Genomic DNA, 14,554 nt, shown 5'->3' on the forward strand with positions numbered 1-14,554 from the left:
ACACACGTTTGCCCGCGCGCTACTTCTCGACGAGCGTCAGCACATCGTAGGTGGCCACGACGTCGTCGTGCTGGTTCGTCAGCACTGCGTCCCAGGCGACCTCGCCGTACTCGTCCGTCTCGCGCGGCGTGATCCGCTTCGCGGTGAGGGTTACGCGGATCGAATCGCCGGCCGCCACGGGAGTGAGGAAGCGCAGCGTCTCAAGACCGTAGTTCGCGAGCACGGGGCCGGGCTCCGGGTCGACGAAGAGCCCTGCGGCCCAGGACAGCAGCAGGTACCCGTGTGCCACGATTCCGGGGAAGAACGGATTGGCCGCCGCCGCTTCCTGGTTCGTGTGGGCGTAGAACGTGTCTCCCGTGGTGTCGGCGAAGGCGGTGATGTCCTCCAATGTCACTTTCCGGAGGTCCGACGTGACGGCGTCGCCGATCCGCAGCTCGGCAAGGTTCTTGCGGAACGGGTGGACCTCCCCGAAGGAGCGGTCCGCACCCACGTGCCACACGCCGGTGACCGCGGTGAGCATGTTGGGTGATCCCTGGAGCGCGGTGCGCTGCATGTGGTGGAGTACCGAGCGCATTCCGCCCAGCTCCTCGCCGCCACCGGCGCGCCCCGGCCCTCCGTGCACCAGGTGCGGCACGGGTGAGCCGTGGCCGGTGGAGGAGCGGGCATCCTCACGATTCAGGATCAGTACCCGGCCGTGGTGTGCGGCGATACCCGTGACCAGCTCCCGGGCAATATCCGGATCGTTGGTGCAGACGGTTGCCACGAGCGATCCCGCACCCAGCGCGGCAAGCCGGACGGCGTGCGCAACGTCGTCGTACCCGATCACCGAGGCCACCGGACCGAAGGCCTCCACCGAGTGCAGCGCGCCGGCTTCGACGTCCTCCCAGGTCAGCAGGACGGGCGCCATGAAGGCACCGTCCGGAGCCGGTGCGATCGAGCTGTCTGCGTGGGTGACGTCCGGGGCGTCGAGGGAGCCGTAGGCGAGGGAGCCACCCGAGGCCAACAGCTCACGGACAGCACCCTGGACGCCCTCCAGCTGCTCCCGGGACGCGAGCGCGCCCATCGTGACGCCCTCCGCCCGGGGATCACCAAGGGTCACCCGCTGCTGGATCCGCTCGCCGGCGGCAGCGACGACGTCGTCGACCAGGTCCCTGGGCACGATGGTGCGGCGGATGCCGGTGCACTTCTGCCCGGCCTTGACGGTGACCTCGGTGACGAGCGACTTGATGAACGCCTCGAACTCGGGCGTGCCGGGCGCGGCGTCCGGGCCCAGGATGGCGGCGTTCAGGGAATCGGTCTCGGAGGTGAAGCGCACGCCCCCGGTGGCCACGCTGGGGTGGGACTTCAGGTGGTTCGCGGTGGACGCCGAGCCGGTGAAGGAGACCATGTCGCGGTAGTCGAGGTAGTCGAGGATGTCACGTGCCGGTCCTGAGATCAGCTGCAGCGCTCCGCGTGGCAGGATGTCGGATTCGATGATCAGCTTCACGACGGCGGCGGTCAGATATCCGGTGGGAGTGGCCGGCTTGACGATCGTGGGGACTCCCGCGAGGAAGGCCGGCGCCAGCTTCTCGAGCATGCCCCATACCGGGAAGTTGAACGCGTTGATCTGGACGGCCACCCCGGGGAGCCGGGTGTGGATGTGGGTTCCGAGGAACGAGCCGTCCTTGGACAGGGTCTCGGCGGGCCCGTCGACGATCACCTGAGCGTTCGGCAGTTCGCGCCTGCCCTTGGACCCGAAGGTGAAGAGGACACCGATGCCGCCATCGATATCCACCATGGAGTCGCCGCGGGTTGCACCCGTGCGGGCCGAGAGTTCATACAGCGGCTCGCGGTGTGCGTTGAGGTACTGGGCCAGCTCCTTGAGCTGGAGCGCCCGCTCGTGGAAGGTGAAGGCGCCGAGCGCGGCCTGACCCGCCGCGCGGGCGTATCCCACCGCGGCGGCGGTGTCGAGCCCGTCGGTGCTGACGACGGCAAGCTCCTCGCCGGTGCTGGCATCCCTCACCACGGTGCCGGAGCCGTCGCGGACAGCCGCCTGGGACGGCGTCCACCAGGCGTCCTCGATGAAGCTGGGAACTATGTCTACCGCTTGAATTGTTGAAGTCATCGTCGACTCGCCTTCCATGGAGCGTGCGCCCGGGCGTCCAGCGGAGGTGCCGTCGGGACTAACTGAACGGACGTTCGGTAATATATCCAGCGTACATTAACCGGCAATTCCGCCGGCAGCCCCGAGGAGTGCTTCATGAGCGAAGAGACCGACGCCGCAGCGAGTGAACCCTGGCGTATCGTGCTGGGCGAGCTCGACGAGAAGATGGGGGTGCGGATCCTGGAGCAGTCGGTGCAGAAGGTTGTGGCATCGATGCCCGTGGAGGGGAACCGGCAGTCCTTCGGGCTACTGCACGGCGGGGCGTCCCTGGCCGTGGGCGAGGCCGTCGGCTCCTGGGCCGCGGTGATCCACGCGAGCACCCTGGGAAAGACCGCCGTCGGCGTCGACGTCTCGGCCACCCACCACAAGGCCGCGCGCTCAGGCATGGTCACCATCACGGCAACGCCGATCCACCTGGGCCGCACGCTCACCACCCATGAGGTGGTTCTCACCAATGACGACGGCGCACGCCTGTGCAGCATGCGCATCACCAACCTGCTGCTGGACCGGCCGAACCCCGCCTAGGCGCTCGAAACGATTCCCCGCACGTACGCTGCCTGGCCCGCGTGCTGCACGCAGTCATCCAGCACAGACACCAGCCGGACCAGCAGCGTCACCGGAGGATCCCACTTCTCATCGACCACGCGCTCAAGGTCCTCGTCCGTCAGGCCCCGAATCAGCAGCAGGGAACGCGAGTGCACCGCGTTGAAATACTCGATGAGCTGCAGCGATGACGTCACGTTTACCGCGTCGACCTGGGCGCTGGAGTGACCGTAACCAGTGTCGAGCGGATCCAGCGCAAGCCTCCACCGCTCCGCCCAGCCGTCCCTCAGCCACAACTCGTCCTCGCCGAAAGCATCGGCGAAGTGATTGTCCTGTACCCGGGTGAGATGCCACACGAGCCAGGCGATGGAATTGCCGATGCCGCCCGGCCGCGTCACGAGGGCATCGCCGTCGAGTCCTTCCACTGCAGCACCCACCAGAGCGGGCAACCTGCCGTATGCCTCAAGGAGTACGTCTGACACTCGAACCACCTCATCCTCATTCATCCGCGGGTTCGCTCTTCACCGGCCGGCCGCCCCTGTGCTGAGCCTGTACTCGAGCCCTGCCCGCACCATCGGCCACTCCGGCGCGGTGATCGAGAAGACCACTGTGTCACGGACGGTGCCGTCCGGCATCCGCAGGTGCGCGCGCAGCACACCGTCCTGTTTGGCACCCAACCTGGCAATCGCGCCGCGTGACTGCAGGTTGTGCCAGTGGGTGCGGAACTCGACGGCAGCGCAGCCCTCCACCTCGAAGGCGTGGGTCAGCAGGAGGAGCTTGCTGTCTGCGTTGGAGCCCGAGCGGTGAAAGGAGGCCCGGCTCCAGGTGTAACCGATCTCCACGCGGGGGGTTGTGCGGTCGATGTTGCAGTAGGTCGTCATGCCGATCACGACGCCGGTCCGCGCGTCGAGCACGGTGAACGGCACCATGCTGCCGCTTTCCTGGAGCGCGAGGCGGTGGTCGATCTCGTCTCCCATTGCTTCCGGCGAAGGAATGCGGGTGTACCAGAGGTTCCATAGCCTGCCGTCCTGGACAGCGTCAACGAGCCCCATCCGGTGACTCCGGGACAGCGGCTCAAGGATTACACGGGAGCCGCTCAGCGTCCCGGCAGAGAAAGTCATGATTTCATCTATACAATATGCGCGCGCGGGAGACCAGCGGGAGTACCTTGTATCCATGAGAAAGCATCCCCGCCCCGCCCGACGCCGCGCAGGCGCCCTTACCCTTCTCTCCGCACTCGCGTTCACCAGCGCCGGCGTCAGCCCTGCTGCCGCCCATTCACCCGGTCCGATCGACTACGTAGCCCTCGGTGATTCCTATGCCTCCGGTTTCGGCGCCCGCCCCGACGGCTCCAGCGTGGACTCCTACGGGTACTGCGGGCAATCGCCGCTCGGGTTGCCTGGCCTCCTCGATGCAAGGAGAAAGGTCGAGCTGGTGGGAAACGCCACCTGCGCCGGAGCGCTCGCCTCATTCGTGCCGGGCGGTGCTGTGGATCTTCCCGAGCAGGTGGCAGCCCTCCAGTCCGCCGACGTCCTGAACAAGCGCACTGATCTGGTCACCGTTTCGGCAGGCGGTAACGACGTCGGCTTCGGAGCAGTCGCCACAGCATGCTTCGGACCCGAGTCGCTTTGCACGCTGGCTATCAGGAACACCGAGGAAACCCTGCTCCCGGATCTGGACGACTTACTTGAGTCCCTTTACGAGCAGATCGACGATGCAGCACCCAAAGCGACCGTCGTGGTCACGGGATACCCCCACCTGTTCTCCCCGGAACTCGGTAGGCTGGGCCCGCTCAGCGCCAACGCCGTCCGATTCAATGCGGCGACGGATGCCGTCAACGCCGTAATCGAGGAGACGGCGGAAGACGAGGGGTTCATCTACGTCGACACCGTGGGGAAGTTCACTGGGCATGGAATCGGCTCGCCGGAGCCCTGGATCAAATTCAGCGGTCAAAGCGAGTTCGATGATCTGCACCCGAACGCCAAAGGTTACGAGTTGGGCTACCTTGCGGCGGTTCAGGAGCAGGTGGATCTGACGAGACCCGGAAAGGTCGGCAGGAACTAGCTCCAGTCGAAGAAGCCCTTCCCGGCCTTCCGCCCCAGCTCACCGCGGGCCACCTTCTCCCGAAGGATGGCCGGCGGTGCGAACCGGGCACCGAGGGCCGATTCGAGATACTCGGCAATTCCCAGCCGAACGTCGAGCCCCACGATGTCCGTGGTCCGCAACGGTCCCACCGGGTGCTTGTACCCGAGCACCATTGCGGTGTCGATGTCGGCGGCGGAGGCCACTCCCTCCTCGACCATGCGCATCGCTTCGAGGGCGATGGCCACCCCCAGCCGTGAGCTTGCAAAGCCCGGCGCATCATTCACGACCACCGGGGTTTTGCCCAGGGCAGTGACCCATTCCCTCGCAGCGTCAGCGGTACGTGACGACGTCGTCGCCCCCAGGACCACTTCGATCAGGGTTGATGCTGGAACAGGGTTGAAAAAATGGAGGCCGCAGAACTCTGCGGGCCGCGCCAGGTGCGCCGCCAATGCATCCACGGAGAGCGACGACGTATTGGTGGCGAGCCATGCGCCGGCCTGCAGTTCCGCTTCGACGCGCTTCAAGGCCGATGCCTTGAGGGCGAAGTCCTCGGGCACCGCTTCGACCACGAGACCGCACCCCTCGAAGGCCGCGTAGTCCGTGGCCACCGACACCCGGGAAACGAGGCTGCCCAGGGTCTCCCCCGTAGTGGCCCGCTCCACGCTCTTGGCGAGCGCGGACTCGACCCGGTCCCTGCCCGCTGCCGCCGCGGGTTCGTCGCGCTCAACGATGACCACGGCGGCGCCGGCAAGGCAGAAGGCGTGCGCGATACCCGCGCCCATCCGCCCGCCGCCCAGTACTCCAACGCGCGTCGGGATGGGCATCAGCGGTCCTTCTTCCGGTCGAGGAATTCCTGCATTCGGTCGAACTTCGCATCGGATTCAAAGAGGATGCCCTGCGCCAGCTGGTCGATCACCGGGTGGGCCCCTGCAGGCGCATGGAACACACTTTTCGTGATCCGTACGGCAAGTGGATCCTGTGCGGCGATGCGGTCCGCGAGTGCGTGTGCAGCATCGAGCAGTGCCTCCGGCTCATGGATCTCCGTGATCAGGCGGGCTGCAAGCGCTTCCTCGGCCCGCAGCACCCTGCCCGCCAGCAGGATCTCCTTGGCCAGCGGCTCCCCCACCAGTTCCTTCAGGCGCCAGGTGGCACCCGCTGCTGCAAGGATTCCCAGGCCTGTTTCGGGATTGCCGATCCTCAGGCTGGGCGTCCCGATCCGGAAATCAGCGGCGTAGGCCAGCTCCGCTCCCCCGCCGAGCGCATAACCGTCCAGTGCGGCGATCACCGGCATCGGCAACCGGGCGATCCTCGTGAAGAGGGCCGAGTTGATCCCCGCAAGGGCGTCGTCCCGGCGTCGTTCTCGGAGCTGACCGATGTCCGCCCCTGAAGCGAAAACACCGTTCGAGCCGGCGAGGATCAGGATTCGTGGCTCACGCTCCAGCCGGCCGCACACCTCATGGAGCTCGTCCACCATCTGCTGGTCGATGGCGTTGCGCACCTCGGGCCGGTCGAGCTGTACCAGCAGCCTGCCGTCGGTATCGTCGATGCGGAGAGTGGCCGGGATCTCCATCACACGGCCTCAAGCAGCATCGCAGTTCCCTGTCCCACTCCCACGCACATCGTCGCGAGTCCAAGACCCGGGCCACCGCTGCGCAGCTCCCGCTCCATCCGACCCATGAGGGTGATGGCAATGCGTGACCCGGAGGAACCCAGCGGATGCCCCAAGGCGATCGCGCCGCCGTCGCGGTTCACGATGTCCTCGTTCAACCCCAGCCGGCGGATGCAGGCGATGGCCTGCGCGGCAAACGCTTCGTTCAGTTCAACGGCGCCGAGGTCGCCAATCCCGAGCCCCGTGCGCTGCAGAATCTTCTGCGTGGCCGGGACCGGGCCGATGCCCATGATCTCGGGGGTCACGCCCGCCGAGGCTCCGTCGACGATGCGGGCGCGCGCCGAGAGGGAAAAGCGCTTCACCGCGGCTTCGGATGCGACGATGACGGCTGAGGCGCCGTCGTTCAGTGAACTCGAGTTGCCTGCCGTGACCACGCCGTCCGGCCGCACCACCGGGCGGAGGCCCGCCAGCGTTTCCAGGCTGGTGTCGGAGCGCGGGCCCTCATCGGTGGTGACGGAGAAGGAGCGCTTCCCCTGGTTGACCTGGACCGCGACGATCTCGTCGTCGAACCGGCCCGCCTCGATGGCGGCAAGGGCGCGCTGGTGGGAGCGCAGGGCAAACCGGTCGGCGTCGTCGCGTGAGATGCCGTCCACGGTGGCGAGCTCCTCGGCCGTCTCGGGCATCGAGTAGGTGAGCTTGTCCGTCGCCGCGAACTGGGGATTGGTGAACCGCCAGCCGATGGAGGTATCAAAGACGTCTCCCGGTTTGGCGAAGGCCCTCGCCGGCTTTTCCATCACCCAGGGCGCCCGGCTCATGGATTCGACGCCGCCCGCGACCACGATGTCGGCGGCGCCCGCCTTGATCATGTGCGAGGCCATGAGGATCGCTGAGAGCCCCGAGGCGCACAGGCGGTTGACGGTGATGCCAGGGATGGTGTCCGGCAGCCCCGCGAGAAGGGTCGCCATGCGGGCCACGTTGCGGTTCTCCTCGCCGGCGCCGTTCGCATTCCCGAGAATCACCTCGTCGATGGTCGAGGGGTCGATCCCCGCCCTGCTCACGGCTTCCCGCACCACCAGTGCTGCGAGGTCGTCCGGGCGAACGCTCGAGAGCGCTCCGCCGTACCTACCGACGGGGGTTCGGACCCCGCCCACCAGGAAAGCTTCCGCCATGGCCGTCTCCATCGTCGTCGTCGGGTTCTCGAAGCCGGCATTTACCGACCGATCGTTCTGTAAAAACTGTAGCAGGATCGGTCGGCGGTCACCCCGCATCAGCCTCCGGCCCGGGCTCAGGGGGCCGTCATTGTCCGCGATCCACTTCCATCTGCGGTGTCGACCTCCTAGCCTTTCTGAATGGCTTTCGCGATCCAGATCACCATCGACAGCACGAATCCCCACGCGCAAGCCGACTGGTGGGCCGAGACCCTGGACTGGATCGTCGAGCCGACGGACCAGGCCTTCGTCGACAGGATGCTCGAGGCCGGCTATGCCCGGCCCGACGAACTGCTGCAGCACGGGGGCACCAGGGTCTGGAAGGCCGGCGCCGCGATCTGCCGTGCTGAGGACGTGGGACGCAAGGGCCGGCAGCGCATCCTGTTCCAACCCGTACCTGAGGCCAAAAGCACCAAGAACCGTGTGCATGTGGACATCAATCTCGACGGCGAGGACAAGGATGCCCTGCGCGCGTCCCTCGAGGCGCGGAGCGCGAGGTTCATCCACGCGGGCTCCCAGGGCCCGCACACCTGGTACACCATGGCCGACCCGGAGGGCAACGAGTTCTGCCTCGGCTAGCCCTACGGCAGCCTGTCCGAGGCAGGGCGCCCGGCTAGACTCGGTGAGTGACATTCGATCTTCCTCCCCAGGTATCCGACACCTTCGACCCGCTGAGGTGGCGCGTGGTGTCGTGCTTCGAGGACTTCGCCGACCTGACCTACCACCGCCAGGTGGAACGGGATGCCGGCGGGCGCATCCTGCGGGACCTGCCCACGGTGCGGATCGCCTTCGACCGACCGGAAGTTCGCAATGCATTCCGCCCCGGCACCGTGGATGAGCTGTATCGCGCGATGGACCACGCCAGGATGACCCCCGACGTCGCAAGCGTCCTGCTGACGGGTAACGGCCCGTCTCCCAAGGACGGTGGGCACTCCTTCTGTTCGGGCGGCGACCAGCGGATCCGCGGACGCGACGGCTACCGCTACGCGGAAGGAACGACGACGGAGACGATCGACCCTGCACGGGCCGGTCGCCTCCATATCCTGGAGGTGCAGCGACTGATGCGCACCATGCCGAAGGTTGTCATCGCCGTGGTCAACGGCTGGGCAGCGGGCGGCGGACACAGCCTCCACGTGGTGGCCGACCTCACGATCGCCTCCCGGCAGCACGGGCGCTTCAAGCAGACGGACGCCACCGTGGGAAGCTTCGACGCAGGGTACGGCTCAGCACTGCTCGCCCGGCAGATCGGCCAGAAGAAAGCCCGCGAGATCTTCTTCCTGGCCCGCGAGTATTCCGCTGAAGACATGGTGACCGCCGGGGCCGTGAACGAGGCAGTGGACCACGAACTGCTGGAGGAGACGGCGCTGCGCTACGCCGCCGACATCGCCCGCCAGAGCCCCCAGGCCATCCGGATGCTGAAATTCGCCTTCAACCTGGCCGACGACGGCCTTGCGGGCCAGCAGGTCTTCGCCGGTGAGGCAACGCGCCTGGCGTACATGACCGATGAGGCAACCGAGGGCAAGGAAGCCTTCCTGGAAAAGCGCGACCCCGACTGGTCGGCCTTCCCCTACTACTTCTAGGACCCGCATGGAACTCCTACCCATTCACACACCTTCCGATTTCGACCCGCTGACGCTTCTCAAGCCCCTGGCCGACGCACTGGCTGGTGAAGGCCCCGCTGTCGCTCCGCACCTGGAGGCCGACCAGCAGTTCGACGGCGAGTTGCCCAATGACGAGATTGCGGCGGTCATCAGCACCTCCGGTTCCACCGGCACCCCCAAACAGACCATGCTGAGCGTCGACGCGCTCGCCGCCTCGGCCATGGGAACAGCTCTGGCGTTGAAGGCCGAAGGCCAGTGGCTGCTGGCCCTCCCCGTGTCCTATGTGGCAGGCTTCCAGGTGCTCGTGCGCTCGCTCTACGCCGGTACCCAGCCCTGGGTTGTGGGTACCGCGCAACCCTTCGACGCCGACACCTTCACCGCCGCAGCCGGGGAACTGACCGACCGCATCCGGTTCACGTCCCTGGTGCCCACCCAACTGCAGCGGCTCCTTGCCGATCCCTCCCCGGAGACCCTGAAGGTCCTCCGGCGCTTCGATGCGATCCTGCTCGGCGGTGCTCCCGCAAACTCCCCCCTCCGCAGCGAGGTTCGGAAACACGGGTTGAACGTGGTGACCACGTATGGGATGAGTGAGACGTGCGGGGGATGCGTGTACGACGGAGTGCCGCTCGACGGCGTCCAGGTCACCTCCGAGGAGGGACGACTGTGGATCGGCGGCCCGGTCCTGGCGGACGGCTATCTCAACAGCCCTCAACTCACTGACGAGCGTTTCCCCTACAACTCGGGCCGGCGCTGGTACCGCACGGACGACGCCGGAGAGGTTGCTCCGGACGGAACCGTCTCCGTCGGCGGGAGGATGGACGACGTCATCGTCACCGGTGGCCTGAAGGTGTCAGCTGCCGTGGTGGCGGACGTCATCGAATCCATTCCGGGCGTGAGCCAGGCGCTCGTCGTCGGCATTCCCAGTGTCCAGTGGGGCATGGCGGTGGCCGCCGCCGTCGTCGGAACCGCGGACACTCAGCTGGTGCGCCAGCGTGTGCATGACGCACTGGGCGCGCACGCGGTACCTAAATCGGTCCTGACCCTCGACGCGTTGCCCCTCCTGCCGGGCGGGAAGCCCGACCGCAGGACAATCCAGGCACTGCTCGCAAGAACCGGCTCCTGACGAAGCCTCCTGCCAAACGACCCGTGGATACCCAGCAAAGGAATACCGTGGCGACTGCCGCTCAATGGCTCGAGGGAGCCCGCCCCCGAACGCTGCCCATGGCCCTGGCTCCGGTGATCATCGGTAGTGCAGCAGCCTACGGGCTGGGCGCGTTTCGGCCACTGAACGCGGTGCTCGCTGCGGCCGTGGCAGTGCTGCTGCAGGTCGGTGTCAACTATGCCAACGATTACTCCGACGGCATCCGGGGCACCGATGACAACCGCGTGGGCCCGCTGCGCCTCACCGGCTCACGCGCCGCCGAACCCCGTCAGGTGAAATCCGCGGCCTTCGGCTGCTTCGCCGCCGCCACGGCTGCAGGACTGGTGCTGATTCTGCTCTCGCAGGCATGGTTCCTGCTGCTGGTCGGAATCGGCTGCGTCGCCGCTGCCTGGGGCTACACCGGAGGCAGGAACCCCTACGGCTACCGTGGGCTCGGCGACATCTTCGTCTTCGTCTTTTTCGGCCTCGTGGCGACGCTCGGCACCACCTTCACCCAGGCCGGCCAGCTGAGCGCTCCTGCATGGGTCGGCGCCCTCGGCACCGGGCTGATCGCCACGGCACTGCTCATGGCCAACAATGTGCGCGATATCCCCACGGACCGCGAGGCCGGGAAACTGACGCTCGCCGTGCGGCTGGGTGACCGGGCCGCACGGGCCAGCTACGTGGGGATGTTGGCCACAGCTGTCCTGCTGCCCGTGGTGCTGATTCTCGGCTACCCGTGGGTGATGCTGGTTCTTCTGCTGATCCCCGCGTGCCTTCGGCCGAGCAGGGTGATGCTCACCGGCTCCCGGCGCGAAGAGCTTATTCCCGTTCTCAAGTTGACGGGACTGATCAATCTGGCCTTCAGCCTACTGTTCGGGCTGGGGATCGTGCTGTCCACCGGTCAGGGCTGACGGCTAGTTGTTCCGCGCCTGATCCGGTCGGGGCCGGCGATCCGCGTTCACCGCTGCGTTCGCATCGAAGCGATCCTCGGCTTCGGCGTCGTCGAGCTCCATCGCGTTACGTACCGGCGGCGCGCCATCCCTGAAACGCCGCTGGAGGCTGGCGGCGGCGGCGTCGCGCATCGGCCGGAAAAACAGGTAGGTGATGCACCAGGCAAGGATGGCGGCGACTACTGCGGACAGCACCGCCCCCAGCTGCAGGAACATGCAGATGACGAAGAAAACGATCACGAGCAGGAGTCGAAGGGCTGTGAATTTGAGGAAGGCCACTGCTCAAGTTTACTCGCCTACACTTGGTGTATGCCGCGCCTCTTGCTCTTTCTGGCGATTCTTGGAGTCGCTGTCATCATCTACGCACTGATTGACTGCATCATGAGCAAGCGGCACGAGGTGCGAAGCATTTCGAAGCCGGCCTGGCTCATCATCATCATCCTCCTGCCCCTTATCGGCACCGCGATGTGGTTCCTCTTCGGCCGTCCCCGCTCCGCCCCTCCGGGGCCCGGACGGCCCGCCCGCCGCCATCCGACCGCGCCGGACGATGATCCCCAATTCCTCCAGAACCTTGAGACGAAGCGCCGCCAGCAGGCACGCGAAGCAGAACGGCGTCGGAAGGAACAGGAGCTGAAGGCCCGCGAGGCGAAGAAGAACAAGGGCGCAGAGGACGGCGACAAAGGCAGCGGTCCAGCCGCTCCTGGCAATGCGGCCGGCCCGGTCCAAGGGCAGACCAACGACGACGACGCCGGACCCCCCAATACCGATGCCGGGCGACCCCAGGGCCCCTAGCTCACCCGGGACGGGACCCTGCACATCTCCCCAGCGGACGCCCGACGCCCCCGAACCAAAAAGGTGCGCAGCAACGGCGGGTCCACGACGCCGACACCCACCACACCTACGCAGCAGCCGCGGTCACTCATGACCCGAACCGAAAAGTTGCGCAGCAACGGCGGGTCCACGCCGCCGACACCCACCACACGTGCGCAACTTCCGTCGGAACGGGAACGTGAACCGTCTGCGCGTTGCTGGATTCAGGCGTAGCTGTGCAGGCCCGAGAAGTAGATGTTCACGATGGTGAAGTTGAACACGATGCAGGCGTAGCCGACGATGGATAGCCACGCGGCGCGGGTCCCCGTCCAGCCACGGGTGGCCCGGGCGTGCAGGTACCCGGCGTAGACCGTCCAGATGACGAAGGTCCACACTTCCTTGACGTCCCAGCCCCAATACCGTCCCCACGCCTGTTCGGCCCAGATGGCGCCGGCCATCAGCGTGAACGTCCAGCCGACGAAGGCGATCGCGTTGAGCCGGTAGGACAGGTTTTCGAGGCTGAGAGCGGAGGGGACCACCCGCATGAACTTCGCATTGTCGGGCCGGCCTGCGGCGACCTTCCCCTCACGCGAGGCCTGCACCAGCTGCAGGACCGACATGGCGAAGGTGATGGTGAACAGGGCCGACGACGCCACCGCCACCGATACGTGCACTACGAGCCAGTAGCTCTGGAGGGCTGGGACGAGGCTCGCCACGGGGGTGGGGAATCCGACGGTTGCGGCGCACAGCATCATCACCACGAGGCCGATCACGAAGGACCCGACGAACCGCAGGTCCTTGCGGGTGATGGCGATCAGGAAGATCACCGCGACGAAGAATGCTCCCGTGGTGCAGAACTCGTACATGTTTCCCCAGGGGACCCGATTCGCCGCGAAGCCGCGAGTGATGACTGCCACCCCGTGGATGGCGGCTGCAAGTACTGTCAGTGCCACGGCGACGCGGGCCGAGGACCGTGGGCGGCCGGAGCCGTAATCCATCGAGTCGTCGGCAGTGGCCGCGTCGGGCGGCAGCGCTGCGGAAGCGCCCGGACGACCCCCCACACCGGCCAGTGCGGCGGCGCGCTCCGACGCCACCGCCTGCTCGCCCGCAAGCCTGGCTTCGACGTCGTTGATGGCCTTGCTCGACTTCACCAGGTCCAGCACGAAGAAGACGAACGCCGCCATGTAGGCGATGGACGCCAGCAGCATGAATAGCTCGCTGATTCCGCCCAGTTCAGTGTTAACGCTTGGCATTACTTGTCCTTCGCATCGTTGTGGGATTCCCCCGTGCCGGAACCGGCGGCGCGCGCTCCGGCGGTCTGCAATTCATTTTCGCCTGTGCTCGGTTGCTGCACCAGCCAGGATCTGGCAAGCAGACCCTCCACCGCCTTCGCTTCAGCAGGAAGCCGATGGTCGGAGCCCCTGGCCAGGAGCCCGTACTCCACCATCACCCGCCCGTCGTCATGCGCGCCCGTGCGCACCCACATCCTTCGCCTGCCGATGAACAGCGAGGCCGACAGCCCTGTCAGCGCGAGCGTCGAGAACACCAGCGCGCCGAACTGCCCGGGATCATGGTGGACATCGAGGGCAACATAGCGCCGAAGTCCGTCGAAGGTGATGGACCCCTTGCCCTCGGGCAGTTCGTAGGTTTCCTCGGCGCCGAGGACGATCCCGCCGTCGTCGCTGGTGCGGCTGTTCAGTTCGGTGAGGTTCTCGGTGTCAAGGACATAGACGTTCTTGGGATCTCCCTCGTCCAGCCCCAGGTCGCCGTAGTAGGCGTTGAGGTTCAACTGCGGGTTGAACGGGTCGGGATCACTGGAGAACGAAACGCCGGCCTCGTCCACCGACGCTGTCGGCAGGAAGAACCCCACGAACCCGAGCTGCTCGGGCTGTGCATCAGGAGCCTTGATGACCATCAGTGAGGTGTACAGGCCGTCCGAGGGCACTGCAACCACGGGACCTTCGAGAGCGATGTTGCCGTCGCCGTCGCGGACGGTGACGACCGGCGCGTACCCGTTTCCCACCAGGTACAGGCTGGTGCCGCCGATGGTGATGGGATCGTTGACCTTCAGGACCTGCTCCTCGGGCTCAGCGCCCGGTCCGTCCTGTGTGGTGACGTCGGCAGTGAAGTCGGTGGGCGACCCGTAGTTGGTGGGCGACCGGTCGAACTGCACGTCGAAGTTGTCCAGCCGGATGGAATACGGCTCGAGCTGGTCTCCCGAGAAGTTCGAGCCCGGTGTGAACGAGTCATAGCCAACGAGGGTATTGACGAAGCTGTCACCCTCCACGATGATTTTCTGTCCGTTGTAGCCGAATAGGCTCCCCACGGCCACGGAGATCAGTACCCCGATGAGTGATGTGTGGAAGACGAGGTTCCCCAGTTCCTTCGAGAGCCCGCGTTCGGCCCCCACCGACGGCCGGTCGGTCCCGGTGTCCCGCACCTCTACGCGGTACCCGCGTTT

General features: G+C 66.6%; 16 protein-coding genes. 7 read left to right on the top strand and 9 right to left on the bottom strand.

Annotated features, from left to right (window positions below):
* Window positions 1–19: 19 nt before the first annotated feature.
* The gene (paaZ, locus tag Y704_RS0103530; RefSeq protein ID WP_173401116.1) at window positions 20–2,104 is read right to left on the bottom strand and encodes a phenylacetic acid degradation bifunctional protein PaaZ; all 2,085 of its coding nucleotides are present in this window, start codon (window positions 2,102–2,104) and stop codon (window positions 20–22) included.
* Between the two features lie 135 nt (window positions 2,105–2,239).
* Between paaZ and Y704_RS0103535 the strand changes: the two genes are divergently transcribed.
* Window positions 2,240–2,668 carry a PaaI family thioesterase gene (locus Y704_RS0103535; RefSeq protein WP_026549075.1) on the top strand — a complete coding sequence of 143 codons (429 nt, stop codon included), beginning with the start codon at window positions 2,240–2,242 and terminating at the stop codon, window positions 2,666–2,668.
* Here the strand turns inward: Y704_RS0103535 and Y704_RS0103540 are convergent.
* Window positions 2,665–3,168 (bottom strand): mycothiol transferase, encoded by a 504-nt coding sequence (locus tag Y704_RS0103540; RefSeq protein WP_343212805.1) that lies wholly within the window; start codon window positions 3,166–3,168, stop codon window positions 2,665–2,667. The genes Y704_RS0103535 and Y704_RS0103540 overlap by 4 nt on opposite strands.
* Before the next feature lie 39 nt (window positions 3,169–3,207).
* Window positions 3,208–3,807: a GNAT family N-acetyltransferase gene (locus Y704_RS0103545; protein ID WP_026549077.1), complete on the bottom strand. Its 600-nt coding sequence runs from the start codon at window positions 3,805–3,807 to the stop codon at window positions 3,208–3,210.
* Window positions 3,808–3,862: 55 nt separating this feature from the next.
* Here Y704_RS0103545 and Y704_RS18790 point away from each other — a divergent pair, with 55 nt between their 5' ends.
* Window positions 3,863–4,750 carry an SGNH/GDSL hydrolase family protein gene (locus tag Y704_RS18790; protein ID WP_051476658.1) on the top strand — a complete coding sequence of 296 codons (888 nt, stop codon included), beginning with the start codon at window positions 3,863–3,865 and terminating at the stop codon, window positions 4,748–4,750.
* Here the strand turns inward: Y704_RS18790 and Y704_RS0103555 are convergent.
* Genes Y704_RS0103555 through Y704_RS0103565 form a run of 3 tightly spaced genes read right to left on the bottom strand, consistent with a single transcriptional unit; the run spans window position 4,747 to window position 7,549 of the window.
* The gene (locus Y704_RS0103555) at window positions 4,747–5,595 is read right to left on the bottom strand and encodes a 3-hydroxyacyl-CoA dehydrogenase family protein (RefSeq protein ID WP_035771436.1); all 849 of its coding nucleotides are present in this window, start codon (window positions 5,593–5,595) and stop codon (window positions 4,747–4,749) included. The genes Y704_RS18790 and Y704_RS0103555 overlap by 4 nt on opposite strands.
* Window positions 5,595–6,341: an enoyl-CoA hydratase/isomerase family protein gene (locus Y704_RS0103560; RefSeq protein ID WP_026549079.1), complete on the bottom strand. Its 747-nt coding sequence runs from the start codon at window positions 6,339–6,341 to the stop codon at window positions 5,595–5,597. Before Y704_RS0103560 ends, Y704_RS0103555 begins: the two co-directional genes overlap by 1 nt.
* A complete protein-coding gene (locus Y704_RS0103565; RefSeq protein WP_026549080.1) occupies window positions 6,341–7,549 on the bottom strand; it encodes a thiolase family protein in 1,209 nt (402 codons plus the stop codon). The genes Y704_RS0103560 and Y704_RS0103565 overlap by 1 nt, the downstream gene beginning before the upstream one ends.
* Before the next feature lie 180 nt (window positions 7,550–7,729).
* Here Y704_RS0103565 and Y704_RS0103570 point away from each other — a divergent pair, with 180 nt between their 5' ends.
* From Y704_RS0103570 to Y704_RS0103585, 4 genes are read left to right on the top strand one after another with little or no spacing between them, the layout of a single operon-like run.
* Window positions 7,730–8,167 (top strand): VOC family protein, encoded by a 438-nt coding sequence (locus Y704_RS0103570; protein WP_026549081.1) that lies wholly within the window; start codon window positions 7,730–7,732, stop codon window positions 8,165–8,167.
* A gap of 47 nt (window positions 8,168–8,214) precedes the next feature.
* Window positions 8,215–9,168 carry a 1,4-dihydroxy-2-naphthoyl-CoA synthase gene (locus Y704_RS0103575; RefSeq protein ID WP_026549082.1) on the top strand — a complete coding sequence of 318 codons (954 nt, stop codon included), beginning with the start codon at window positions 8,215–8,217 and terminating at the stop codon, window positions 9,166–9,168.
* 7 nt (window positions 9,169–9,175) lie between these two features.
* Window positions 9,176–10,312 carry an AMP-binding protein gene (locus Y704_RS0103580; RefSeq protein ID WP_026549083.1) on the top strand — a complete coding sequence of 379 codons (1,137 nt, stop codon included), beginning with the start codon at window positions 9,176–9,178 and terminating at the stop codon, window positions 10,310–10,312.
* A gap of 47 nt (window positions 10,313–10,359) precedes the next feature.
* Window positions 10,360–11,244, top strand: coding sequence for a 1,4-dihydroxy-2-naphthoate polyprenyltransferase (locus Y704_RS0103585; protein WP_026549084.1), 885 nt, complete (start codon window positions 10,360–10,362; stop codon window positions 11,242–11,244).
* A 3-nt stretch (window positions 11,245–11,247) separates the two neighbouring features.
* Here the strand turns inward: Y704_RS0103585 and Y704_RS0103590 are convergent, their stop codons facing one another.
* Window positions 11,248–11,562 (bottom strand): DUF4229 domain-containing protein, encoded by a 315-nt coding sequence (locus Y704_RS0103590; RefSeq protein WP_026549085.1) that lies wholly within the window; start codon window positions 11,560–11,562, stop codon window positions 11,248–11,250.
* Window positions 11,563–11,592: 30 nt separating this feature from the next.
* Here Y704_RS0103590 and Y704_RS0103595 point away from each other — a divergent pair, with 30 nt between their 5' ends.
* Window positions 11,593–12,075, top strand: a complete 483-nt coding sequence (locus Y704_RS0103595; RefSeq protein ID WP_026549086.1) for a PLDc N-terminal domain-containing protein — start codon at window positions 11,593–11,595, stop codon at window positions 12,073–12,075.
* Between the two features lie 242 nt (window positions 12,076–12,317).
* Here Y704_RS0103595 and ccsB read toward each other — a convergent pair whose 3' ends face one another.
* Both ccsB and Y704_RS18795 read right to left on the bottom strand, forming a co-directional pair.
* Window positions 12,318–13,346 carry a c-type cytochrome biogenesis protein CcsB gene (gene ccsB / locus Y704_RS0103600; protein ID WP_026549087.1) on the bottom strand — a complete coding sequence of 343 codons (1,029 nt, stop codon included), beginning with the start codon at window positions 13,344–13,346 and terminating at the stop codon, window positions 12,318–12,320.
* Window positions 13,346–14,554, bottom strand: a 1,209-nt coding sequence (locus Y704_RS18795) for a cytochrome c biogenesis protein ResB (protein ID WP_035771506.1), incomplete at its 5' end; no start/stop codon positions are given. The genes Y704_RS18795 and ccsB, both read right to left, overlap by 1 nt.

It is taken from the genome of Arthrobacter sp. Br18 (genome assembly GCF_000520555.1).
GTDB lineage: Bacteria > Actinomycetota > Actinomycetes > Actinomycetales > Micrococcaceae > Arthrobacter_D.

Bases quoted from the DNA above. Each gene is read 5' to 3' on its own strand.
- paaZ (WP_173401116.1), bottom strand. From the start codon at position 2,104: ATGACTTCAACAATTCAAGCGGTAGACATAGTTCCCAGCTTCATCGAG.
- Y704_RS0103535 (WP_026549075.1), top strand. From the start codon at position 2,240: ATGAGCGAAGAGACCGACGCCGCAGCGAGTGAACCCTGGCGTATCGTG.
- Y704_RS0103545 (WP_026549077.1), bottom strand. From the start codon at position 3,807: ATGACTTTCTCTGCCGGGACGCTGAGCGGCTCCCGTGTAATCCTTGAG.
- Y704_RS18790 (WP_051476658.1), top strand. From the start codon at position 3,863: ATGAGAAAGCATCCCCGCCCCGCCCGACGCCGCGCAGGCGCCCTTACC.
- Y704_RS0103555 (WP_035771436.1), bottom strand. From the start codon at position 5,595: ATGCCCATCCCGACGCGCGTTGGAGTACTGGGCGGCGGGCGGATGGGC.
- Y704_RS0103560 (WP_026549079.1), bottom strand. From the start codon at position 6,341: ATGGAGATCCCGGCCACTCTCCGCATCGACGATACCGACGGCAGGCTG.
- Y704_RS0103565 (WP_026549080.1), bottom strand. From the start codon at position 7,549: ATGGCGGAAGCTTTCCTGGTGGGCGGGGTCCGAACCCCCGTCGGTAGG.
- Y704_RS0103570 (WP_026549081.1), top strand. From the start codon at position 7,730: ATGGCTTTCGCGATCCAGATCACCATCGACAGCACGAATCCCCACGCG.
- Y704_RS0103580 (WP_026549083.1), top strand. From the start codon at position 9,176: ATGGAACTCCTACCCATTCACACACCTTCCGATTTCGACCCGCTGACG.
- Y704_RS0103595 (WP_026549086.1), top strand. From the start codon at position 11,593: ATGCCGCGCCTCTTGCTCTTTCTGGCGATTCTTGGAGTCGCTGTCATC.
- ccsB (WP_026549087.1), bottom strand. From the start codon at position 13,346: ATGCCAAGCGTTAACACTGAACTGGGCGGAATCAGCGAGCTATTCATG.